The organism is Streptacidiphilus sp. P02-A3a, from assembly GCF_014084105.1.
In the GTDB taxonomy this organism is placed as follows: Bacteria; Actinomycetota; Actinomycetes; order Streptomycetales; family Streptomycetaceae; genus Streptacidiphilus.
Genome location: NZ_CP048289.1, coordinates 4820343 through 4836718, shown reverse-complemented (window position 1 = coordinate 4836718; position 16376 = coordinate 4820343). Strand labels below are relative to the sequence as shown.

Annotated in this window: 18 protein-coding genes and 1 pseudogene; 12 read left to right on the top strand and 7 right to left on the bottom strand. The window is 70.9% G+C overall.

Annotated elements, in window-relative coordinates:
* Positions 1–98: 98 nt before the first annotated feature.
* The 3 genes from GXP74_RS21040 to GXP74_RS21035 all read left to right on the top strand — a co-directional run bounded on the left by GXP74_RS21040 (position 99) and on the right by GXP74_RS21035 (position 2019).
* A complete protein-coding gene (locus GXP74_RS21040; protein ID WP_225448081.1) occupies positions 99–1118 on the top strand; it encodes an IS701 family transposase in 1020 nt (339 codons plus the stop codon).
* Complete coding sequence (locus tag GXP74_RS42230; RefSeq protein ID WP_225448080.1) at positions 1016–1339, top strand: transposase; 324 nt, start codon at positions 1016–1018, stop codon at positions 1337–1339. The genes GXP74_RS21040 and GXP74_RS42230 overlap by 103 nt, the downstream gene beginning before the upstream one ends.
* A 245-nt stretch (positions 1340–1584) precedes the next feature.
* Positions 1585–2019 carry a hypothetical protein gene (locus GXP74_RS21035; RefSeq protein WP_182452844.1) on the top strand — a complete coding sequence of 145 codons (435 nt, stop codon included), beginning with the start codon at positions 1585–1587 and terminating at the stop codon, positions 2017–2019.
* Between the two features lie 28 nt (positions 2020–2047).
* Here the strand turns inward: GXP74_RS21035 and GXP74_RS21030 are convergent, their stop codons facing one another.
* Positions 2048–3100, bottom strand: coding sequence for an IS630 family transposase (locus tag GXP74_RS21030; protein ID WP_225448069.1), 1053 nt, complete (start codon positions 3098–3100; stop codon positions 2048–2050).
* A 78-nt stretch (positions 3101–3178) separates the two neighbouring features.
* Here GXP74_RS21030 and GXP74_RS21025 point away from each other — a divergent pair, with 78 nt between their 5' ends.
* Complete coding sequence (locus GXP74_RS21025; RefSeq protein ID WP_182452845.1) at positions 3179–3508, top strand: hypothetical protein; 330 nt, start codon at positions 3179–3181, stop codon at positions 3506–3508.
* Positions 3509–3678: 170 nt separating this feature from the next.
* Here GXP74_RS21025 and GXP74_RS21020 read toward each other — a convergent pair whose 3' ends face one another.
* Together GXP74_RS21020 and GXP74_RS21015 are read right to left on the bottom strand one after the other, a co-directional pair.
* Complete coding sequence (locus GXP74_RS21020; RefSeq protein WP_182456524.1) at positions 3679–4914, bottom strand: IS701 family transposase; 1236 nt, start codon at positions 4912–4914, stop codon at positions 3679–3681.
* An 80-nt stretch (positions 4915–4994) separates the two neighbouring features.
* A pseudogene (locus GXP74_RS21015) lies at positions 4995–5886 on the bottom strand (IS982 family transposase).
* Between the two features lie 212 nt (positions 5887–6098).
* Between GXP74_RS21015 and GXP74_RS21010 the strand changes: the two are divergent.
* Entirely contained in the window at positions 6099–6506 is a 408-nt protein-coding gene (locus GXP74_RS21010; RefSeq protein ID WP_182452846.1) for a VOC family protein, read from the top strand.
* Positions 6507–6661: 155 nt separating this feature from the next.
* Here GXP74_RS21010 and GXP74_RS21005 read toward each other — a convergent pair whose 3' ends face one another.
* Entirely contained in the window at positions 6662–7552 is an 891-nt protein-coding gene (locus tag GXP74_RS21005; RefSeq protein WP_182452847.1) for a glycosyltransferase family 2 protein, read from the bottom strand.
* Positions 7553–7698: 146 nt separating this feature from the next.
* The gene (locus GXP74_RS41870; protein ID WP_225448070.1) at positions 7699–8448 is read right to left on the bottom strand and encodes a hypothetical protein; all 750 of its coding nucleotides are present in this window, start codon (positions 8446–8448) and stop codon (positions 7699–7701) included.
* A 330-nt stretch (positions 8449–8778) separates the two neighbouring features.
* Here GXP74_RS41870 and GXP74_RS20995 point away from each other — a divergent pair, with 330 nt between their 5' ends.
* Positions 8779–9348, top strand: a complete 570-nt coding sequence (locus tag GXP74_RS20995) for a cysteine hydrolase family protein (RefSeq protein ID WP_182452849.1) — start codon at positions 8779–8781, stop codon at positions 9346–9348.
* A gap of 40 nt (positions 9349–9388) precedes the next feature.
* On the opposite strand, the gene GXP74_RS20990 is transcribed toward GXP74_RS20995, so the two are convergent.
* The gene (locus tag GXP74_RS20990; protein ID WP_182452850.1) at positions 9389–10270 is read right to left on the bottom strand and encodes an SDR family oxidoreductase; all 882 of its coding nucleotides are present in this window, start codon (positions 10268–10270) and stop codon (positions 9389–9391) included.
* 84 nt (positions 10271–10354) lie between these two features.
* On the opposite strand from GXP74_RS20990, the gene GXP74_RS20985 reads away from it, so the two are divergent.
* A complete protein-coding gene (locus GXP74_RS20985) occupies positions 10355–10936 on the top strand; it encodes a TetR/AcrR family transcriptional regulator (RefSeq protein ID WP_182452851.1) in 582 nt (193 codons plus the stop codon).
* A gap of 8 nt (positions 10937–10944) precedes the next feature.
* Here GXP74_RS20985 and GXP74_RS20980 read toward each other — a convergent pair whose 3' ends face one another.
* Entirely contained in the window at positions 10945–11436 is a 492-nt protein-coding gene (locus GXP74_RS20980; RefSeq protein WP_182452852.1) for an ATP-binding protein, read from the bottom strand.
* A gap of 137 nt (positions 11437–11573) precedes the next feature.
* On the opposite strand from GXP74_RS20980, the gene GXP74_RS20975 reads away from it, so the two are divergent.
* From GXP74_RS20975 to GXP74_RS20955, 5 genes are all read left to right on the top strand, one after another.
* Complete coding sequence (locus tag GXP74_RS20975) at positions 11574–12134, top strand: hypothetical protein (protein WP_182452853.1); 561 nt, start codon at positions 11574–11576, stop codon at positions 12132–12134.
* A 133-nt stretch (positions 12135–12267) separates the two neighbouring features.
* Positions 12268–12459: a hypothetical protein gene (locus tag GXP74_RS20970; RefSeq protein ID WP_182452854.1), complete on the top strand. Its 192-nt coding sequence runs from the start codon at positions 12268–12270 to the stop codon at positions 12457–12459.
* Between the two features lie 118 nt (positions 12460–12577).
* Positions 12578–12808, top strand: a complete 231-nt coding sequence (locus tag GXP74_RS20965; RefSeq protein WP_182452855.1) for a hypothetical protein — start codon at positions 12578–12580, stop codon at positions 12806–12808.
* Between the two features lie 56 nt (positions 12809–12864).
* Complete coding sequence (gene efeU, locus GXP74_RS20960; RefSeq protein WP_182452856.1) at positions 12865–15045, top strand: iron uptake transporter permease EfeU; 2181 nt, start codon at positions 12865–12867, stop codon at positions 15043–15045.
* A gap of 75 nt (positions 15046–15120) precedes the next feature.
* Complete coding sequence (locus GXP74_RS20955; RefSeq protein WP_182452857.1) at positions 15121–16371, top strand: Dyp-type peroxidase; 1251 nt, start codon at positions 15121–15123, stop codon at positions 16369–16371.
* Positions 16372–16376 lie beyond the last annotated feature (5 nt).

The following is a 16376-nucleotide window of genomic DNA, read 5'->3' as shown; positions in this document are numbered from 1 at the left end:
GTCGAGGGGGGAGGTTCTGAAGCCGGAGACGCCGCCTTCGGGTGTTCTAGTAGTACTTCGTTAAGTTTGGTTGATGTGGGTGCTGTTGATCGGGCATCATGGCCGACGTGGATTTGGGGGAGATCGAGCAACTCCGTGGTGAGCTGGCCGAGTTCGTCGGTGAGGTATTTGCGTCGGTGCGGCGTCGTGACGTGCGTGGGTGGGGTGACTGCTACCTGCGCGGGCTGATGCTGGACGGCCGTCGCAAGTCGGTCCAGCCGATGGCGGCGCGGTTGCCGGACGGGGACATGCAGGCGCTGCAGCAGTTCGTGAACCAGTCGCCGTGGGACCACGCGGCGGTGCTGCGGGCGGTGGCGCTCAAGACGGTGCCGGCGGTGGACCCGGTGGTGTGGGTGATCGACGACGTCTCGTTCCCCAAGGACGGGCGGATGTCGGTCGGTGTGGCGCGGCAGTGGTGCGGGGCGCTGGGCAAGCAGTCCAACTGCCAGGTCGCCGTCAGCCTGCACGCCGCCTCCGACACCGCGTCCGTGCCGGTCTCCTGGCGGCTGTTCCTGCCCGAGGGGTGGCAGGACGACGCCGACCGGCGCACTCGCGCCGGTGTCCCCGAGGAGGCGGGACACCGTGAGAAGTGGCGGCTGGCCCTGGACCTGATCGACGAGGCTGTCGGCTGGGGCCTGGAGCCGAAGGTCATTGTCGCCGATGCCGGCTACGGACAGAACACCGCGTTCCGCCAGGGCCTGGCCGACCGGGGCCTGGACTTCGTCGTCGCCGTGCGCGCGGACGAGTCCGCACACCCGCAGCACGCCGTTCCCACCGCCCCGCCCTGGTCCGGCACCGGCCGCGTCCCCGCCACCCGCTACCGCGCCAGGGCCGCCGCGCTGAGTGCACTGGCGGCCGACGGCGGGCGGGCCGCGTTCCGCCGCTCCACCTGGCGCCACGGCTCCAAAGGCCCGATGCACTCACGCTTTCGGACGCTGACCGTGCGCCCGCCGGGGTCGCCGCCCGCCGCCACGCCATGGCCGCCGCCGGCGGCGCCGCGGCCTGGGACGCGTACTGCCCGCCACCACCCTGCTGTGCGAGTGGCCACCGGGAGAAGGCCCCCACCGAGTACTGGCTGACCAGCCTGCCCGCCGACACCGCGCTGCGACACCTGGCCCGCCTGGCCAAGATGCGCTGGCGCATCGAGCACGACTACCGCGAGATGAAGCACGGCCTGGGCCTGGACCACTTCGAAGGCCGAACCTGGCGCGGCTTCCACCACCACCTCGCCCTGGTCACCGCCGCCCACGCCTTCCTCACCCTGCGCAGACTCGACCCAAAAGCCCAAGCGCCGGCCTGACCCTCTACCAGGTCCTCGACCAGATACAGGACCTGCTGAACTGCTGGACCGGCACCTGCACCACCTGCCAACGCCCCCTACCCGCAAGCACAACCACGCACAACGCCCGCCCACCAAACCAAACTTAACGAAGTACTACTAGTGCTGCACCGCAGAAGTTCGTGGAGGGCCTCTGGCGGTGGTGCGTGCCTGCCGTCAGTGGTGTCTCAGGATCGCCGAGCGCGTTGTCAGTGACCGTTGCGAGGATGCTCGTCGTGACGTTGCTTCTTATTGACATCGAGCGCGCCGTTCGCAGCAGTTGGGGCGCCGACACGTGCCCGCCGGAGGGCCGGCTGCGGTGGAGCGCGGACGACCCGGCCCGGGGCCAGTGCGGAGTTACCGCGATGGTCCTCAACGACCTGCTCGGTGGCGAGCTGATCCGCGGCGAGGTGCAGATCAACGGCGAGTTCAGGGACTACCACTGGTGGAACCGCATAGGGCTGGGAGTCGAGATCGACCTTACCCGCGAGCAGTTCCGGCATGAGGAGATCGTCACTGGCGGCACTGTCATCCCTCGGCCCCCTGTGACCGATTGGCGTCGGCTCCGAGAGGAGTACGAGCTGCTCCGTGGCCGTGTGATGGAGGAGCTCGGCCGGTATCGGCGGCAAGCCGAAGCGCACAGGTCTTCCTGGGGCCGTTAGTGCTGCCACGCAGAAGCTAGTGGAGGGGTCAGGCCGCTTCCTTGAGCGGGGTGCCGTCGTAGGTCCAGCGGAAGGGGCGGGCGTGCTTGTTCCGCTGGGTCGTCCAAGCGTCCATCTTCTCGATCAGATCGCTTCGGCTGGTGAAGTCGCCGTGCCGGAGGACGGCGCGGGTCAGGGCGGAGAAGACGAGTTCGACCTGGTTGAGCCAGGAGGCGTGGGGCGGGGTCCAGTGGATGTGCCAGCGCGGGTGGGCGGCCAACCACGCCTTGGTGTGCTTCGCCGTGTGGGAGGAGCCGTTGTCGAGGACCATGTGGATGTCCCTGTCGCGCGGCAGGAGCCGGTCGAGCCGGTCCAGGAAGGTGGTGAAGGTCGCCGCGTTGTTCCGTTCGATGGTCTCGATCAGGGTCTGGCCGGTGGTGATGTCGAGCGCGGCGACGATCGAGGCGGTGCCGTGGCGGCGGTACTCGAACTCGCGCCGGGCCGCTCGGCCCGGTTGGGCGGGCTGTGACGGGTAGCGGCGCTCGCGGGCCTGTATCGCGGTCTTCTCGTCGATGGACAGCACGAGAGCCCCGGTCGGCGGGTTGCGGTACAGCTTGCAGATGTCCTTGACGCGCTCCCAGAAGTCGAGGGTGTCGCGGCGGGTGAGCCAGCCGCTCACCTTGTGCGGCTTGAGGTCCAGGTCGGCAAGGATCCGGCCGACCTGGGAGGCGGAGATCGGCGCGAACACGGTGCCCGCGACCTGGTCGGCGATCGAGGCATGGGTCCAAGTCGCGGCGGGGCCGACCGGGACGCTGGTGGCTGCGGCGACCACCGCGACACGCACCAGGTCGCCGTAGCGGCGCGGTCGGCCCGAGCGGGCGCCGTCCTTGAGGCCTTCCAGGCCCAGCTCGGCTAACCGCCCGCGCCACTTGCGGACCGTGTTCACGCTCACCGCCAGCCGGCGGGCGATCGCCGCGTTGCCCGCTCCGTCGGCTGCCTTCAGCACGATCCGGACCCGCAGCACCTGCCGCACCTGCGCTTTCACCGAGGACGCGATCCGCTCCAGCTCACTGCGCGTCACCTCGTCCACTGCCACGGCCACCGCCGCACACCGTCCCGAGCCCTCCGCCATGAGCGGTGATCATGGCGGAAGGACGGTCGGGGCGGCAGGATGGGGCCCGTGCCGAAGAACCCGCCCGAGTCCATGCAGCACCACCTGCGCCACCGGCTGAACGCGCACGTCGGCGAGCACTGGCCGCAGCTGGCCCGGGTGCAGGTCCGCTTCCTCGCCGGATTCGCCTACGTGGACGGCGAATTGAAGGACGGCAAACGGTTGCAGCTATGCCGCCTGCGCTTCACCGGTGTCCTGCACACCTGGGGCTTCGCGCTCTACCTCGCCAGCCGAGACGGCTACACGGACAACGTGCTACCCAGTGGCCTCCCTGCCGGCAGCCCCGAGGAATGCCTCGACTGTGCCTGCAGCCTCTACCTCGGCAGCCCGGTGGCCTGAACCCTCTACGAACTTCTGCGGCGCAGCACTAGTAGTACTTCGTTAAGTTTGGTTTGGTGGGCGGGCGTTGTGCGTGGTTGTGCTTGCGGGTAGGGGGCGTTGGCAGGTGGTGCAGGTGCCGGTCCAGCAGTTCAGCAGGTCCTGTATCTGGTCGAGGACCTGGTAGAGGGTCAGGCCGGCGCTTGGGCTTTTGGGTCGAGTCTGCGCAGGGTGAGGAAGGCGTGGGCGGCGGTGACCAGGGCGAGGTGGTGGTGGAAGCCGCGCCAGGTTCGGCCTTCGAAGTGGTCCAGGCCCAGGCCGTGCTTCATCTCGCGGTAGTCGTGCTCGATGCGCCAGCGCATCTTGGCCAGGCGGGCCAGGTGTCGCAGCGCGGTGTCGGCGGGCAGGCTGGTCAGCCAGTACTCGGTGGGGGCCTTCTCCCCGGTGGGCCACTCGCACAGCAGGGTGGTGGCGGGCAGTACGCCGTCCCAGGCCGCGGCGCCGCCGGCGGCGGCCATGGCGTGGCGGCGGGCGGCGACCCCGGCGGGGCGCACGGTCAGCGTCCGAAAGCGTGAGTGCATCGGGCCTTTGGAGCCGTGGCGCCAGGTGGAGCGGCGGAACGCGGCCCGCCCGCCGTCGGCCGCCAGTGCACTCAGCGCGGCGGCCCTGGCGCGGTAGCGGGTGGCGGGGACGCGGCCGGTGCCGGACCAGGGCGGGGCGGTGGGAACGGCGTGCTGCGGGTGTGCGGACTCGTCCGCGCGCACGGCGACGACGAAGTCCAGGCCCCGGTCGGCCAGGCCCTGGCGGAACGCGGTGTTCTGTCCGTAGCCGGCATCGGCGACAATGACCTTCGGCTCCAGGCCCCAGCCGACAGCCTCGTCGATCAGGTCCAGGGCCAGCCGCCACTTCTCACGGTGTCCCGCCTCCTCGGGGACACCGGCGCGAGTGCGCCGGTCGGCGTCGTCCTGCCACCCCTCGGGCAGGAACAGCCGCCAGGAGACCGGCACGGACGCGGTGTCGGAGGCGGCGTGCAGGCTGACGGCGACCTGGCAGTTGGACTGCTTGCCCAGCGCCCCGCACCACTGCCGCGCCACACCGACCGACATCCGCCCGTCCTTGGGGAACGAGACGTCGTCGATCACCCACACCACCGGGTCCACCGCCGGCACCGTCTTGAGCGCCACCGCCCGCAGCACCGCCGCGTGGTCCCACGGCGACTGGTTCACGAACTGCTGCAGCGCCTGCATGTCCCCGTCCGGCAACCGCGCCGCCATCGGCTGGACCGACTTGCGACGGCCGTCCAGCATCAGCCCGCGCAGGTAGCAGTCACCCCACCCACGCACGTCACGACGCCGCACCGACGCAAATACCTCACCGACGAACTCGGCCAGCTCACCACGGAGTTGCTCGATCTCCCCCAAATCCACGTCGGCCATGATGCCCGATCAACAGCACCCACATCAACCAAACTTAACGAAGTACTACTAGACGAGTAGATCCGAAGTGATTAGTGGTCGTAGGCGATCAGCGAGCGGGTGACCGGTGCGCCGATGAGGTTGTTGTGCCAGATGCCGGCGGCCATTGCGAGGACCCGCTGGGTCACCCGGACGGCAACGCCCTCGAAGGTCCGTCCGCCGTGGCGTTCCAGGTCAAGCTGCCCTTTGAGGGTGTCGTTGACCGACTCGATCAGCTGGCGGACCTTCTTGAGCATCGCTCGCCGTATCGCTTCTTCTCGCGCTTGAGCGACGGTCGCAGGAGCTCGATGCCCTGCTCGGCGAGGTCCTTCTCGAACGGCTTGGACGCGAAGCCCTTGTCCGTGACGAGCAGGATGCCCTCGCGCTCGGCGACCAGGTCGGCGTCGACTTCGAGCATCGCGGACAGGACCTCGCGTTCGCCGATCTTCGGGTTGGCCAGCGCCCACATGATCGGCATGCCGTCGGGGTGCACACCAGGTACAGGCGCAGGCCCCAGAAGAAGCGGGAGTGGGAGGCGCAGTAGCCGTAGCAGGCCCATCCGGCCATGTTCGATCGCTGGACGGTCGGGCGGGACATGCCGCAGGGCACCGGGGTCGAGTCGGCGATCCAGACCGTGTCGGTCCAGAAGTCGCTGTCCATGGCGAGTTCGCGGATCACGCGCTTGAGCAGTGGCAGTGCGGACTTCAACCGCTTGCTGTAGCCCAGCCGTTGGGGCAGCTAGGGGAACATGTCGGACAGGTTCTTGCGGGCATAGCGCAGCCAGCGGGCCTCGGAGTGGTAGCCGAGCAGGGCCTGGGCGACCGCGAGACAGACAAGTTCGGAGTCGCTGAGCAGGGGCGGTCGTCCCATCCATCGGGTTCCTCCGATCTCGTCGTCGATCTTCACGTAAAGTGCGGTCAAGAGGGTGTTCAGGTCGGTTGTCACAAACTGATCTTGGACGCCCTCTACCCTTTGCCGGGCCGGAACTTGTGGATGAGCGCCCGAGTTGGCGTGTCCGCGCGAGGTACTTGGCGGCCAGTGCCACTCGACGATGGGAGCCGTGCCGCATAGGGTCGTGGGCGCGGCATCGCGTGTCGGTCACCGGCTGGGTGAGGCATGGAGGTGTCCGCGAGGTGCCTTACGGAGGCATTCCGCACATGTCAGTCGAGTTGAACCACACCATCGTTCACGCCCGGAACAACCGGGAATCCGCCGAGTTCCTGGCGAGGATCCTGGGCCTTGAGGTCGGGATCGAGTGGGGCCCGTTCGTTCCGGTCGCCACCGGCAACGGCGTCACCCTGGACTTCGTCAGCATCCCGGTCGAGTCGATCACCATGCAGCACTACGCCTTCCTCATCTCCGAGGATGAGTTCGACGCGGCGTTCGAGCGGATCCAGCAGGCCGCGATCACGTACTACGCCGACCCGCACATGAAGCAGCCGGGCGAGATCAACCACCACCACGGTGGGCGCGGGGTGTACTTTTTCGATCCGGCTGGCCACGGCATGGAGATCATCACTCGTCCCTACGACAGCCATGAGGCGACACCCCGGCCGCTGAGGTAAACGTCCAGCACACCGCCACAGGGAAGAGTGGCCGTGCGGGGCTGAGCGCACCGCACGGCCACCCCCAAAGGCGCTGGCCACCTTGGGCTCGCGGCTCGCTGAAGAGTTCATCCGCCAGCCCAAACGCTCCGTCACAGGACTTCGGAACCACTCGTCTAGACGATCGGGGGGCGTCCGGCGCGGGTCAGCCGCCAGACGGTGTTCCAGGCCATCGGGCGGCGCTCGCCGTGGCCGCCTCGCAGGCCTTCACCGAGTCCGGCGAACCAGGTGGCCAGGCTGGTGCGCGAGCGCAGCCGGGCGACGGTGATGACGATCCACGAGGTGATGTAGATCGGGACGAGCGGCGCGGGCAGGCGCCGGTAGGCGACCCAGACCCGGTTGCGGGCGACCAGGCGCAGGTAGAGGGCGTGGCGGGCAGGGTTGCTGGCGGGGTGGTGGACGATGATCTCCGGGCTGTAGAAACCTGTCCGCCCCTGGTCCCAGAGCCTCATCGCGAGGTCGAATCCTTCGTGGTAGAGGAAGAAGTGGCCCGGCCAGCGCCCGGCGTGCTCGAAGTCCGTCCGGCGGATCAGGACGACGCCCTCGGCCATCGCGGTGACGGTGCCGGGCCGGGTGGGGTCTGCGGCTCGTAGCCGGGGTACCCAGCGGCGGACGGTGACGCCGGTGTCGGGGTCGGCGATGCGCGGCTGGATGTAGGCCGCCTCGGGGTGGCGGCGGGCCTGGTCGACGAGCCGGGCCAGAATGTCGCGTTCGGGCAGGTCGGCGTCGTTGTCGTAGAAGAAGAGGAACTCGCCGGCGTCGGGGCCGGCCAGGGCGTCGGCTCCGACGTTGCGGCCCTCGGGGATCCCGAGGTTCTCCGGCAGGGTGACGACGGTGACGCCGTCGGGGACGTAGTCGGGTTCGCAGCCGTTGCCGACGATGACCACGCGCAGGTCAACGCCTGCCTGTTCGAGCAGCGAGGTCATTGCCCTGGGGAACTCGGCGGGGCGGTCGTTCATCGTCAGGACCACCGCGTCGACGGTGGGCCTGCTGGGGTCGCTGCTCATGTGGGCTCCGGGGCGGGAACGGTTGACCGGGTGCGGTGCTCGATCAAGTCGCACAGGTCGGCGGCAAGCTGGGCGGGGGTGCGACGGTGATGCCGCTCTTCCCGCAGCCGTCCGCGCCTTCGAGGACGACGAACAGCCCTGGCAGCTCAGCCACGCCGTTCCTCCGGGCTCTGGTGCTCGCGACCGGTGCCCACCCTAGTGGCCGCGGTGCCCGGACCGGCGCTGGCGCAGGCGACGAGGGCGTCCAGTGCCGCGGCGAGCAGGAGGTCGAGGGAGCCGGAGGTTGACGGGTGGTCGGTGCGCGGTGCGCGCGTGACCAGGGAGTCGGCGACGGCGAAGGCAGCGGCCACGGGCAGCCGCCGGTACCGGCCGACGGCGAACAGAGCGGCCGCCTCCATGTCGGCGGTCAGGACGCCGTGTCGGGCGTACAGGCGGACCTCGGTCGCGCTCTCGCGGTAGAGAGCGTCGGTGGTCCACGTCCCTCCGAGGCGCGGGCGGGACCCGCGGTCGGCGACAGCGCGCGCGAGCGCGGCGGTGAGGTGGCGGTCCGGGTGGGCGTGGTCGCCCGGCGGCAGGTAGTGGGCGGAGGTGCCCTCGCCGCGCAGCGCCCGGTCGCACACCACCAGGTCGCCGGCTGCCAGGTCCGTGCGCAGGGCGGGGACATCCAGTGCACCGGCGAGCAGCCCGGGGGGAAGCGACTCGCCCTCTGCCCTCGGGCGTGGGGATGGGGCGAGACCACTTAACCGCTTTGGAGCCGCCCGGCGGTACGCCCGCGCGTCGCAGACCTGTTCAGCCTGTTCATGATCAGACAGCAGGGGGCGGTGGACAGGTTGCCCCTGCCCCCGCCGCGGCCCGCGCCAAGTAGGGTCGGGGACTGGAAACGGAGCATCAGCCACCGCGTCAGTCCACGACCCTGGAGTCGTCACGGGCGAAGTTCGAGGCGGTGACGCCGCATTTGAACGAGCGGCAGCGCCGGATCCTGTACGTGGTACGCGACAGTCACAGACCGCGTAGATAAATCAACCCACGGATTCATCTGCCCGCAGCCGGGCGCGGACCGTCTCGTCGAATGTCGCAGTCATGTCGGATGTCGCAGTCATCCTGGGAGGCTACCCACCCCAGGGGCGCGCCGCTCCGAGCGAAGCCGGCTGCGGCCGCCGGGGAACCTGTCAGTGGGTCGTCGTACGGTGGCCGGAAGCAGTGAGCCACTCAAGCCGGGAGCGAGCATGACGACCTTGTCCGCACGACCGAACACCGCGCTGCTTGTCATCGACGTCCAGAACGGAGTCGTGGGCGGTGCGCACAACCGCGAGGCCGTCGTGGCGAACATCGCCACCCTGGCCGCCAAGGCCCGGGCGCGGGACGTGCCCGTCATCTGGGTGCAGCACTCGAGCGAGGACCTGCCGATCGACAGCGACCAGTGGCAGTACGTGCCGGAGTTGGTCCGCGAGGGGACAGAGCCCCTGGTGCACAAGCGCTACCCCGACTCCTTCGAGGAGACCGACCTCGAAGCGGTACTGGCCCAGCACGGCATCGGCCGCCTGTTCGTCACCGGCGCCCAGACCGACCAGTGCGTCCGGGCCACCCTGCACGGCGCCCTCGTCCGCGGATACGACGCGACCCTGGTCGCTGACGCGCACACGACCGAGGACCTGACCGCCTACGGCGCGCCCGCACCGGAGCAGGTCATCGCGCACACGAACCTGTACTGGAAGTACCACACCGCCCCGGGCCGCACCGCCGGCGCGGTGGACACGGCAGCGGTGGACTTCACGCCCGCGGAACGCCGCCGCTGACCACCCCTGCCCGCGGCCGGTCCGGCAGTCGGCCGCTGTCTCAGGCTCCGATGTTCTCCAGGTCGTCGAGCAGGCTCGGGTGCGTCGGCTCCCAGCCGAGGGCGGCGCGGGTGTGAGCGCTGGACGCGGGCTGGTCGGTCGCGAAGACCGGGCCGAGGGGACCGAAAACGTCCTGCGGCACCGACCTGACCGGCAGGCCGGTCCGCCGCCCGATGACAGCGGCGATGTCGCGTACCGCGTCACCTTCGTCGGCCACGGCGTGCCACGAGCTCCCGGCCGGAGCCCTCTCCAGCGCGAGCCGGAACAGGACCGCGGCGTCGAGCGCGTGGACGGCCGGCCAGCGCTGCGCGCCGTCCGCGGGGTAGCCGACGACGCCGGTGCGGCGGGCGATGTCGGTGAGCAGCCCGGCGAAACCGCCCAACCCCTGGTTGTGGACCGTGCGCGGCAGCCGCACCGCCGAGCTGCGCACGCCGCGCGAGGCGAGTTCGAGCGCGCGGGTCACCGACTGGCTGCGCCCGCCGACGGGCCCACCGGTGGGCAGCGGGTCGGCCTCGGTCGACGCGCGTCCCGGCACGTGGGGCGTGCCGGACACGGTGACCAGCGGCCGGTCCGTACCGAGGAGGGTGTCGCCGAGCGTCGCGAGCGCGGCGCTTTCCTCGGCGACCCCTCGCGCGAGCGCCTCGGGCGAGCTGAAGTCGTTGCTGAAGGCGAGGTGGATCACGCCGTCCGCCCGCTCCGCGCCGGATCGCAGCACCTCAAGGTCGGTGAGGCCGCCGCGGAGCGCGGCGGCGCCGGCGGCTTCGGCGCGCGCCGCTGAGGCGTCGGAACGGGCGAGGGCGGTGACCGAATGCCTCGCGGCGAGCAGTTCGGCGACGACGGCGGAGCCGATCAGGCCGGTTCCGCCGGTGATGAAGACGCGCATGGTGAGCTCCACGAGGTGATGCGACAGGTGTCCCATCACCGTACACCGTGATGCGACACCTGTCCCATCACCTAGGATGGGCCCATGCCGAGATGGAAGCCCGACGCACGCCAACGACTGGTCGTCGAGGCACTGCGCCTGTTCGCCGAGCAGGGCTACGACGCGACGACGGTCGCCCAGATCGCCGAGCGGGCAGGGCTGACGCGGAGCACGTTCTTCCGCCACTTCGCGGACAAACGCGAGATCCTCACCACCGGGCAGCAAGTCCTGAGCCGGCTGCTGACCGAGGGCATCGACACCGCGGCCCCGGACGCCACGCCGCTGACGGCCGTCGCGGCCGGCCTGGAGCGCGCGTCAGGCGAGATGACATCGTTCAACCGCGAACTCAGCCCGCTGCTGCACGCGGCGATCGAGGCCAACGAGGAGCTGCGGGACCGCGAAGCGCTGAAGAGCATCGGCATGGCCACGGCGATAGTCGAAGCGCTGAAACGACGGAACGTCCCGGAACCCGCGGCCCAGGTGGCCGCCGAACTCGGCGTGCTCGCGTTCGGACTCGGATACACCCGGTGGGCCGACCCCACCCGCGACCAGGACCCCGGCGAGCTGGCGACCCACACGAGAGCCGCGTTCGACGAACTCCGCGCGGCAGCCGCGGAACTCCGCTGACCGGGCGGTCATCCGCTGGCCGCGGGACGCCCCCCGCGCTGGATGAACCCGCAGGGGCAGCCCACGTCCGGTGACCTCTCCGGGTGGGGGTCGGGTCGGCCGGGCGGATGGAAGCAGGCGCTGATCGTTTTTCCGTTCTCCTGCCGGTGGGCCTCCCAATCGTCGGCCACGGCGTCGACGATGGCCATCCCGCGCCCGGATTCGCGCTCCGCGTCGAGGGACCGAGGAGTGGGCAGGACGGGCGAGGTGTCACTGACACTGACATGCAGGCAGACCAGATCCCACGTCAGAACCACCTGCGCGTCACTGTGCGCGTGGACATGGGCGTTGGTGATCAACTCGCTCACGGCCAGGAGGACGTCATCGACCGTCTCCGGTGCCCGCGCGCACCAGCCGAGCCGCTCCAGGTGCGCCCGGGCCCAGCGCCTGCCGGCCTGCACACCGCTGCTCACGGGAAAGGACTGCGCCCACCCCATCGCCTTGATCGACGCCTCACCCATAGCTCCGCCCTCTCCCTTCCGGTCGTGGCAGCGCCTACCCGGTGAGCGCCACACCACCTGTGCCACACCGGATCCTGCTCGCGAAGGTGAACCCGGCCCCGGCTATGCTCACGGTTCGGCACTTCAACGGGGGCATCATGCGTATACGACCGTCCGCGATTGCGTTGTCCGCCGCCTTCCTGGCGGCGCTTCTCACCTCCTGCTCCAGCGCGGCCGTGCGGACGTCCGCGGCTTCCGCCCCGGCCCGCCCACCCGTCGCGGCCTCGGGCAGCGCCGCCGCCTCCCCGTCGACGACGGCCGCGCAATCGACGACGGCCGCCCCGGCCGCGCAGTCGACGGCAACGGCGGTCGTCTTCCCCACCACGCCGGCCGCACCGGGAACGCCGGTCCAGCAGGTGCGCGACGCGTTCGCCGAACTCCAGGCCACCTACACCGACGCGGGCTGCGCCGACCCGGGGAACTGCGGGTACTTCGTCAACCGCCTGCTGGAGAACCTCGACGACCTCTACGCGTCCATGAAGGCCAGCCCCGAGGGGCCCGGGCACTTCGAGCAGCCACTCGCCTGGATCGGTCGGATGCGGACGTCCCTGGGCGGCGACCTCTCCCTCGCCAATGTCGAGAAGCACCAGAGCCTGCTGCGAGGTACGCGCGACCAGATCAATACCTGGATGCAGGCCCACCCGCAGGACTACCGCTGATCGCCCCGTCCGGCTTGTCCGCACGACCGAACACCGCGCTGCCCGAACCCATCGCTCCTGACACGGTGTCACCGAGCCGATACGGGGCACGCGCACTCCACGCACACCATGCCACCGCTGAGAGGGGACTGTGATGCCCACACTCGCCACCCGCTGTCGCCAGTGCCCGCCCTCCGGTGGAACCGTCGTCGCCTACCTGCCCGGGCAGGAGGGCCACCGCTCCGGACACCGGGCCTGGGAACTGACCCAGAGGACCGGCCACCGCCACCACGACCACTACGACCCCGACCTGGACGCCTTCCTGGTCATCGACAACGACGGCTGAGCCCCGCCCGGCCACCCCTCCAGGACCGGTCCCGTGCCGCGCCACCCGCATGAGTGGGCATCACAGCCGCGGGCCCGGGTAGGCACCCCACCACGACAGCTCATCGAAGGAGACCCTGGTGCAGGACCCGAGAGCATCCCTGGAACTGGCCGTCGTGCGCGCCCAGGACGCAGCAGCAGCAGCGGAAGCCGCCCAGGAGGACCTCAAGGGAGCCCTCGCCGACGGCCAGACCGCCGGTGTCGACCTCGGCGAAGTCGCGGCGACCACCGGTGTCCCGGTGGACGAGCTGGAGTCCGCCGGGGATCTCGTCGATCAGGGAGCCGGACCGGGTGAGGCCCGCCGTCGGTGAGGAACAGGGGCCACCCCCTTCCCCAACAACATTAGGTATGCCTTACCTTTGTCCCTATGACTTGGGCTGACGCTGCACCAAACCTGCTGATCGGCTTGCGGGAGGGACTGGAGGCGGGGCTGGTGGTCAGCATCCTGCTGGCCGCCCTCCGCAAGGCCGGAACCGGGCGGCAGGACCGGCCGGTATCGACCGCGCCGGTCTGGTTCGGCGTGCTCGGGGCGGTGATGCTGGCCGGTTCGTTCGCCGCGGTGCTGACCTACTCGACCAGCGTGCTGTCCTCCCAGGGCCAGCAGGCGGTGGGCGGCCTGCTCAGCGTGCTGGCCGTGGCCCTGGTCACCGCCATGGTGTTCTGGATGCGGCGCACCGCGGCGACGCTCTCGGCGCAGCTGCGCGGCGAGGTGCAGCGCGCGGCCGTGCTGGGCGCGGGCGCGCTGACGCTGACCGCGTTCCTGGCCGTGGGGCGCGAGGGCCTGGAGACCACCCTGTTCATGTGGACGGCGGTCAAGGCCTCGGGCTCGACCGCGGCCCCGCTGGTCGGCGCCGGTCTGGGCCTGGTCATCGCGGTGGTGCTGTGCTGGCTGCTGTACCGGCGGGCGGTGCGGATCAACATCGGGGTGTTCTTCAACCGCACCGCGATCCTGCTGATCGTGATCGCGGCCGGGGTGCTGGCCTACGGCCTGGGCGACCTCCAGGAGGCCGGATGGCTGTCCGGCCAGCAGTGGGTCGCCTTCGACCTGACCGCGCACATCGACCCGAACTCCTGGTGGGTCTCGATCCTCACCGGCGTCACCGACCTGTCGCCGAGGATGACCGTGCTCCAGGTCGTGGCGTGGATCGGCTACCTGGCCGTGGTGGTGCCCGCGTTCGTCCACGCGGGCCGGGTCGCCACCGCCCGCCTCGCCGCCGCCAAGGCCCAGACCCAGGCCGAGGCCCAGGCCGAGACTCAGGCCCAGGCGCAGACCGCGACCCGGACCGGGCCCCGCTCCGGGACCGACGTCGCCGCCGCGCGGCCGCAGCCCGAGCCCGAGCCGGGGCCGGTCGGGCGGTGGCAGCAGCTGGCGGGGGACCGCCCGTGGACGGTGGCCGGGGCGCTGGTGCTGGTGCCGGTGGTGGCCGCCGCGGTGACGATCACGGCGCTGCCGACCACCGCGGCCGCGGCCACCACCACGGTGAAGGTCACCAGCTCGGCCTGCGCGCCGGGCTGGAGCTCGGCGGTCTCCGGATCGCAGACCTTCGAGGTGGACAACCAGACCGGCAAGGCGGGCGAGATCACCCTGCTCGACTCCTCCGGCGCGATCGTCGGCGAGATCGAGACCCTGGGCCCGGCCACCACCGCCGCGCTCAGCGCCACCCTGGGCACCGGCACCTACTCCTTCCACTGCCTGATGTCCGGCGCCGCCGCGACGACCTCGGCCCCGGTCCAGGTCTCCGGCAAGGCCCCGGCGGGCGCGCCGCTGGCCGTCAAGCCGGTCACCCTGGCCGACCTGACCGGCCCGAACACCCAGTACCAGCAGTACGCCGCGGCCGACCTGGTCACCCTGCGGACCCAGGTCGCCGCGCTGCGCCGGGACATCGCCGGGAACGACGTCGCGGCCGCGCGGGCCGACTGGCTCGCCGCGCAGCTGACCTGGGAGCGCGTCGGCGCCTCCTACGACAGCTTCGGCGACGCCGGGACCGCGGTCGACGGCCTGCCCGACGGGCTGCCGCTCGGCGTCAACGACCCCGGCTTCACCGGGCTGCACCGCATCGAGTACGGCCTCTACCACGGCCAGGGCGCCGCGCAGCTGCTGCCGTCGGTGGACCAGCTCGCGGGCGAGATCACCAGCGTGCAGAAGAACCTCACCAGCGACGACGTCGCCGGTGACCCGACGAACCTGCCGATCCGCGCGCACGAGATCATCGAGGACGCGATCCGCGACCACCTGTCCGGCATCGACGACCAGGGCGCGGGCGCCGCCTACGCCATGACCTACGCCGACACCCAGGTCGACCGCGTGGTGCTGGGCGAGCTCGGCCCCCTGATCGACGCCCGCTCGCCGGGCCTGGTCGCCACCGCCGACGCCCAGCTGACCGCGCTCGACCAGGCGCTGGACGACGCGAAGACGAGTGGCCAGTGGCAGCCGCTCACCGACACCCCGCTCGCCGCCCGGCAGCAGGTCGACGCCGCCATCGGCGCCCTGCTGGAGACCCTGGCCACGGTCCCCGACCTGCTCGAAGTCCCCCCGTCGGCCTCGTGACCCGCCGCGCGTGACCCACCGCGCGCAGCTCCCCGCAGCCCCCCGGCCCGCCCCGACACCGAAGGTCCTCCCACGATGACAGAGCACGAACCCTTCAACGCCAGTCGGCGCAACTTCCTGCGCGGCGCCGCCGTGGGCGCCGTGGGCACAGCGGTGACCGGCGGCGTGCTGATCGGCGGCGCCCACGCGGACGCCGACGCCGCGAAGTCCGGGCAGAGCACGACCGTCGAGTCCTACCCGTTCCACGGCGCCAACCAGTCCGGGATCCTGACCCCCGGCCCCGCCGACAAGCAGCCGTTCTCCTGCTTCGTCGCGTTCGACTCCACCGCCACCAGCAGGGCGGAACTGGCCGAGCTGATGAAGACGCTCACCGCCCGCGCCCGCTTCCTGACCAGCGGCGGCATACCGGAGAACCTCGGCATCAGCCAACCGCCCTCGGACAGCGACGTGCTGGGCCCCGACGTACCCGCCGACGGCCTGACCATCACCGTCGGCGTCGGCGCCAGCCTGTTCGACGAGCGCTACGGGCTCACCGCGCTCAAGCCCGCCAAGCTCAAGCCGATGACCATCTTCCCGAACGACTCGCCGGAAGCGGCCTGGATGCACGGCGACCTCAGCATCCAGCTGTGCGCCAACCACCCCGACACCATCCACCACGCGATCCGCGACATCGCCAAGCACACCCGCGGCTCCATGCAGCTGCGCTGGAAGATCGAGGCCTACGGCGCCCCGCCGCGCCCCAGCGGCACCCCGCGCAACCTGCTCGGCTTCAAGGACGGCACCGCCAACCCCACCGGGGAGCTGGCCTCGGACCTGGTGTGGGCCGGACCCGGCGAGCCCGCCTGGGCCAAGGGCGGCAGCTACCAGGTGCTGCGGATCATCCGGATGCTGGTCGAGTTCTGGGACCGGGTGTCCATCAACGAGCAGGAGGGCATGTTCGGCCGCCGCCGCGACTCGGGCGCCCCCCTGGACGGCAACGCCGAGTTCGACACCCCGAACTACCAGGCCGACCCCAAGGGCAACGTCATCCCGCTGGACGCGCACATCCGGCTGGCCAACCCGCGCACCCCGCAGACCGCCAACCAGCGCCTGATCCGCCGCTCCTACGACTACGACCTGGGCCTGGACCAGAACGGCGACATCCAGGCCGGACACGTCTTCGTGGTCTACAACCAGGACCTGGAGCGGCAGTTCGAGACCGTCCAGACCCGGCTGATCGGCGAACCCCTGATCGACTACGTCCAGCCCTTCGGCGGCGGCTACTTCTACGCCCTGCCCGGAGTCGCCGACGCCAACGACTGGTACGCCAGCGGACTGCTCAGCTGACACCC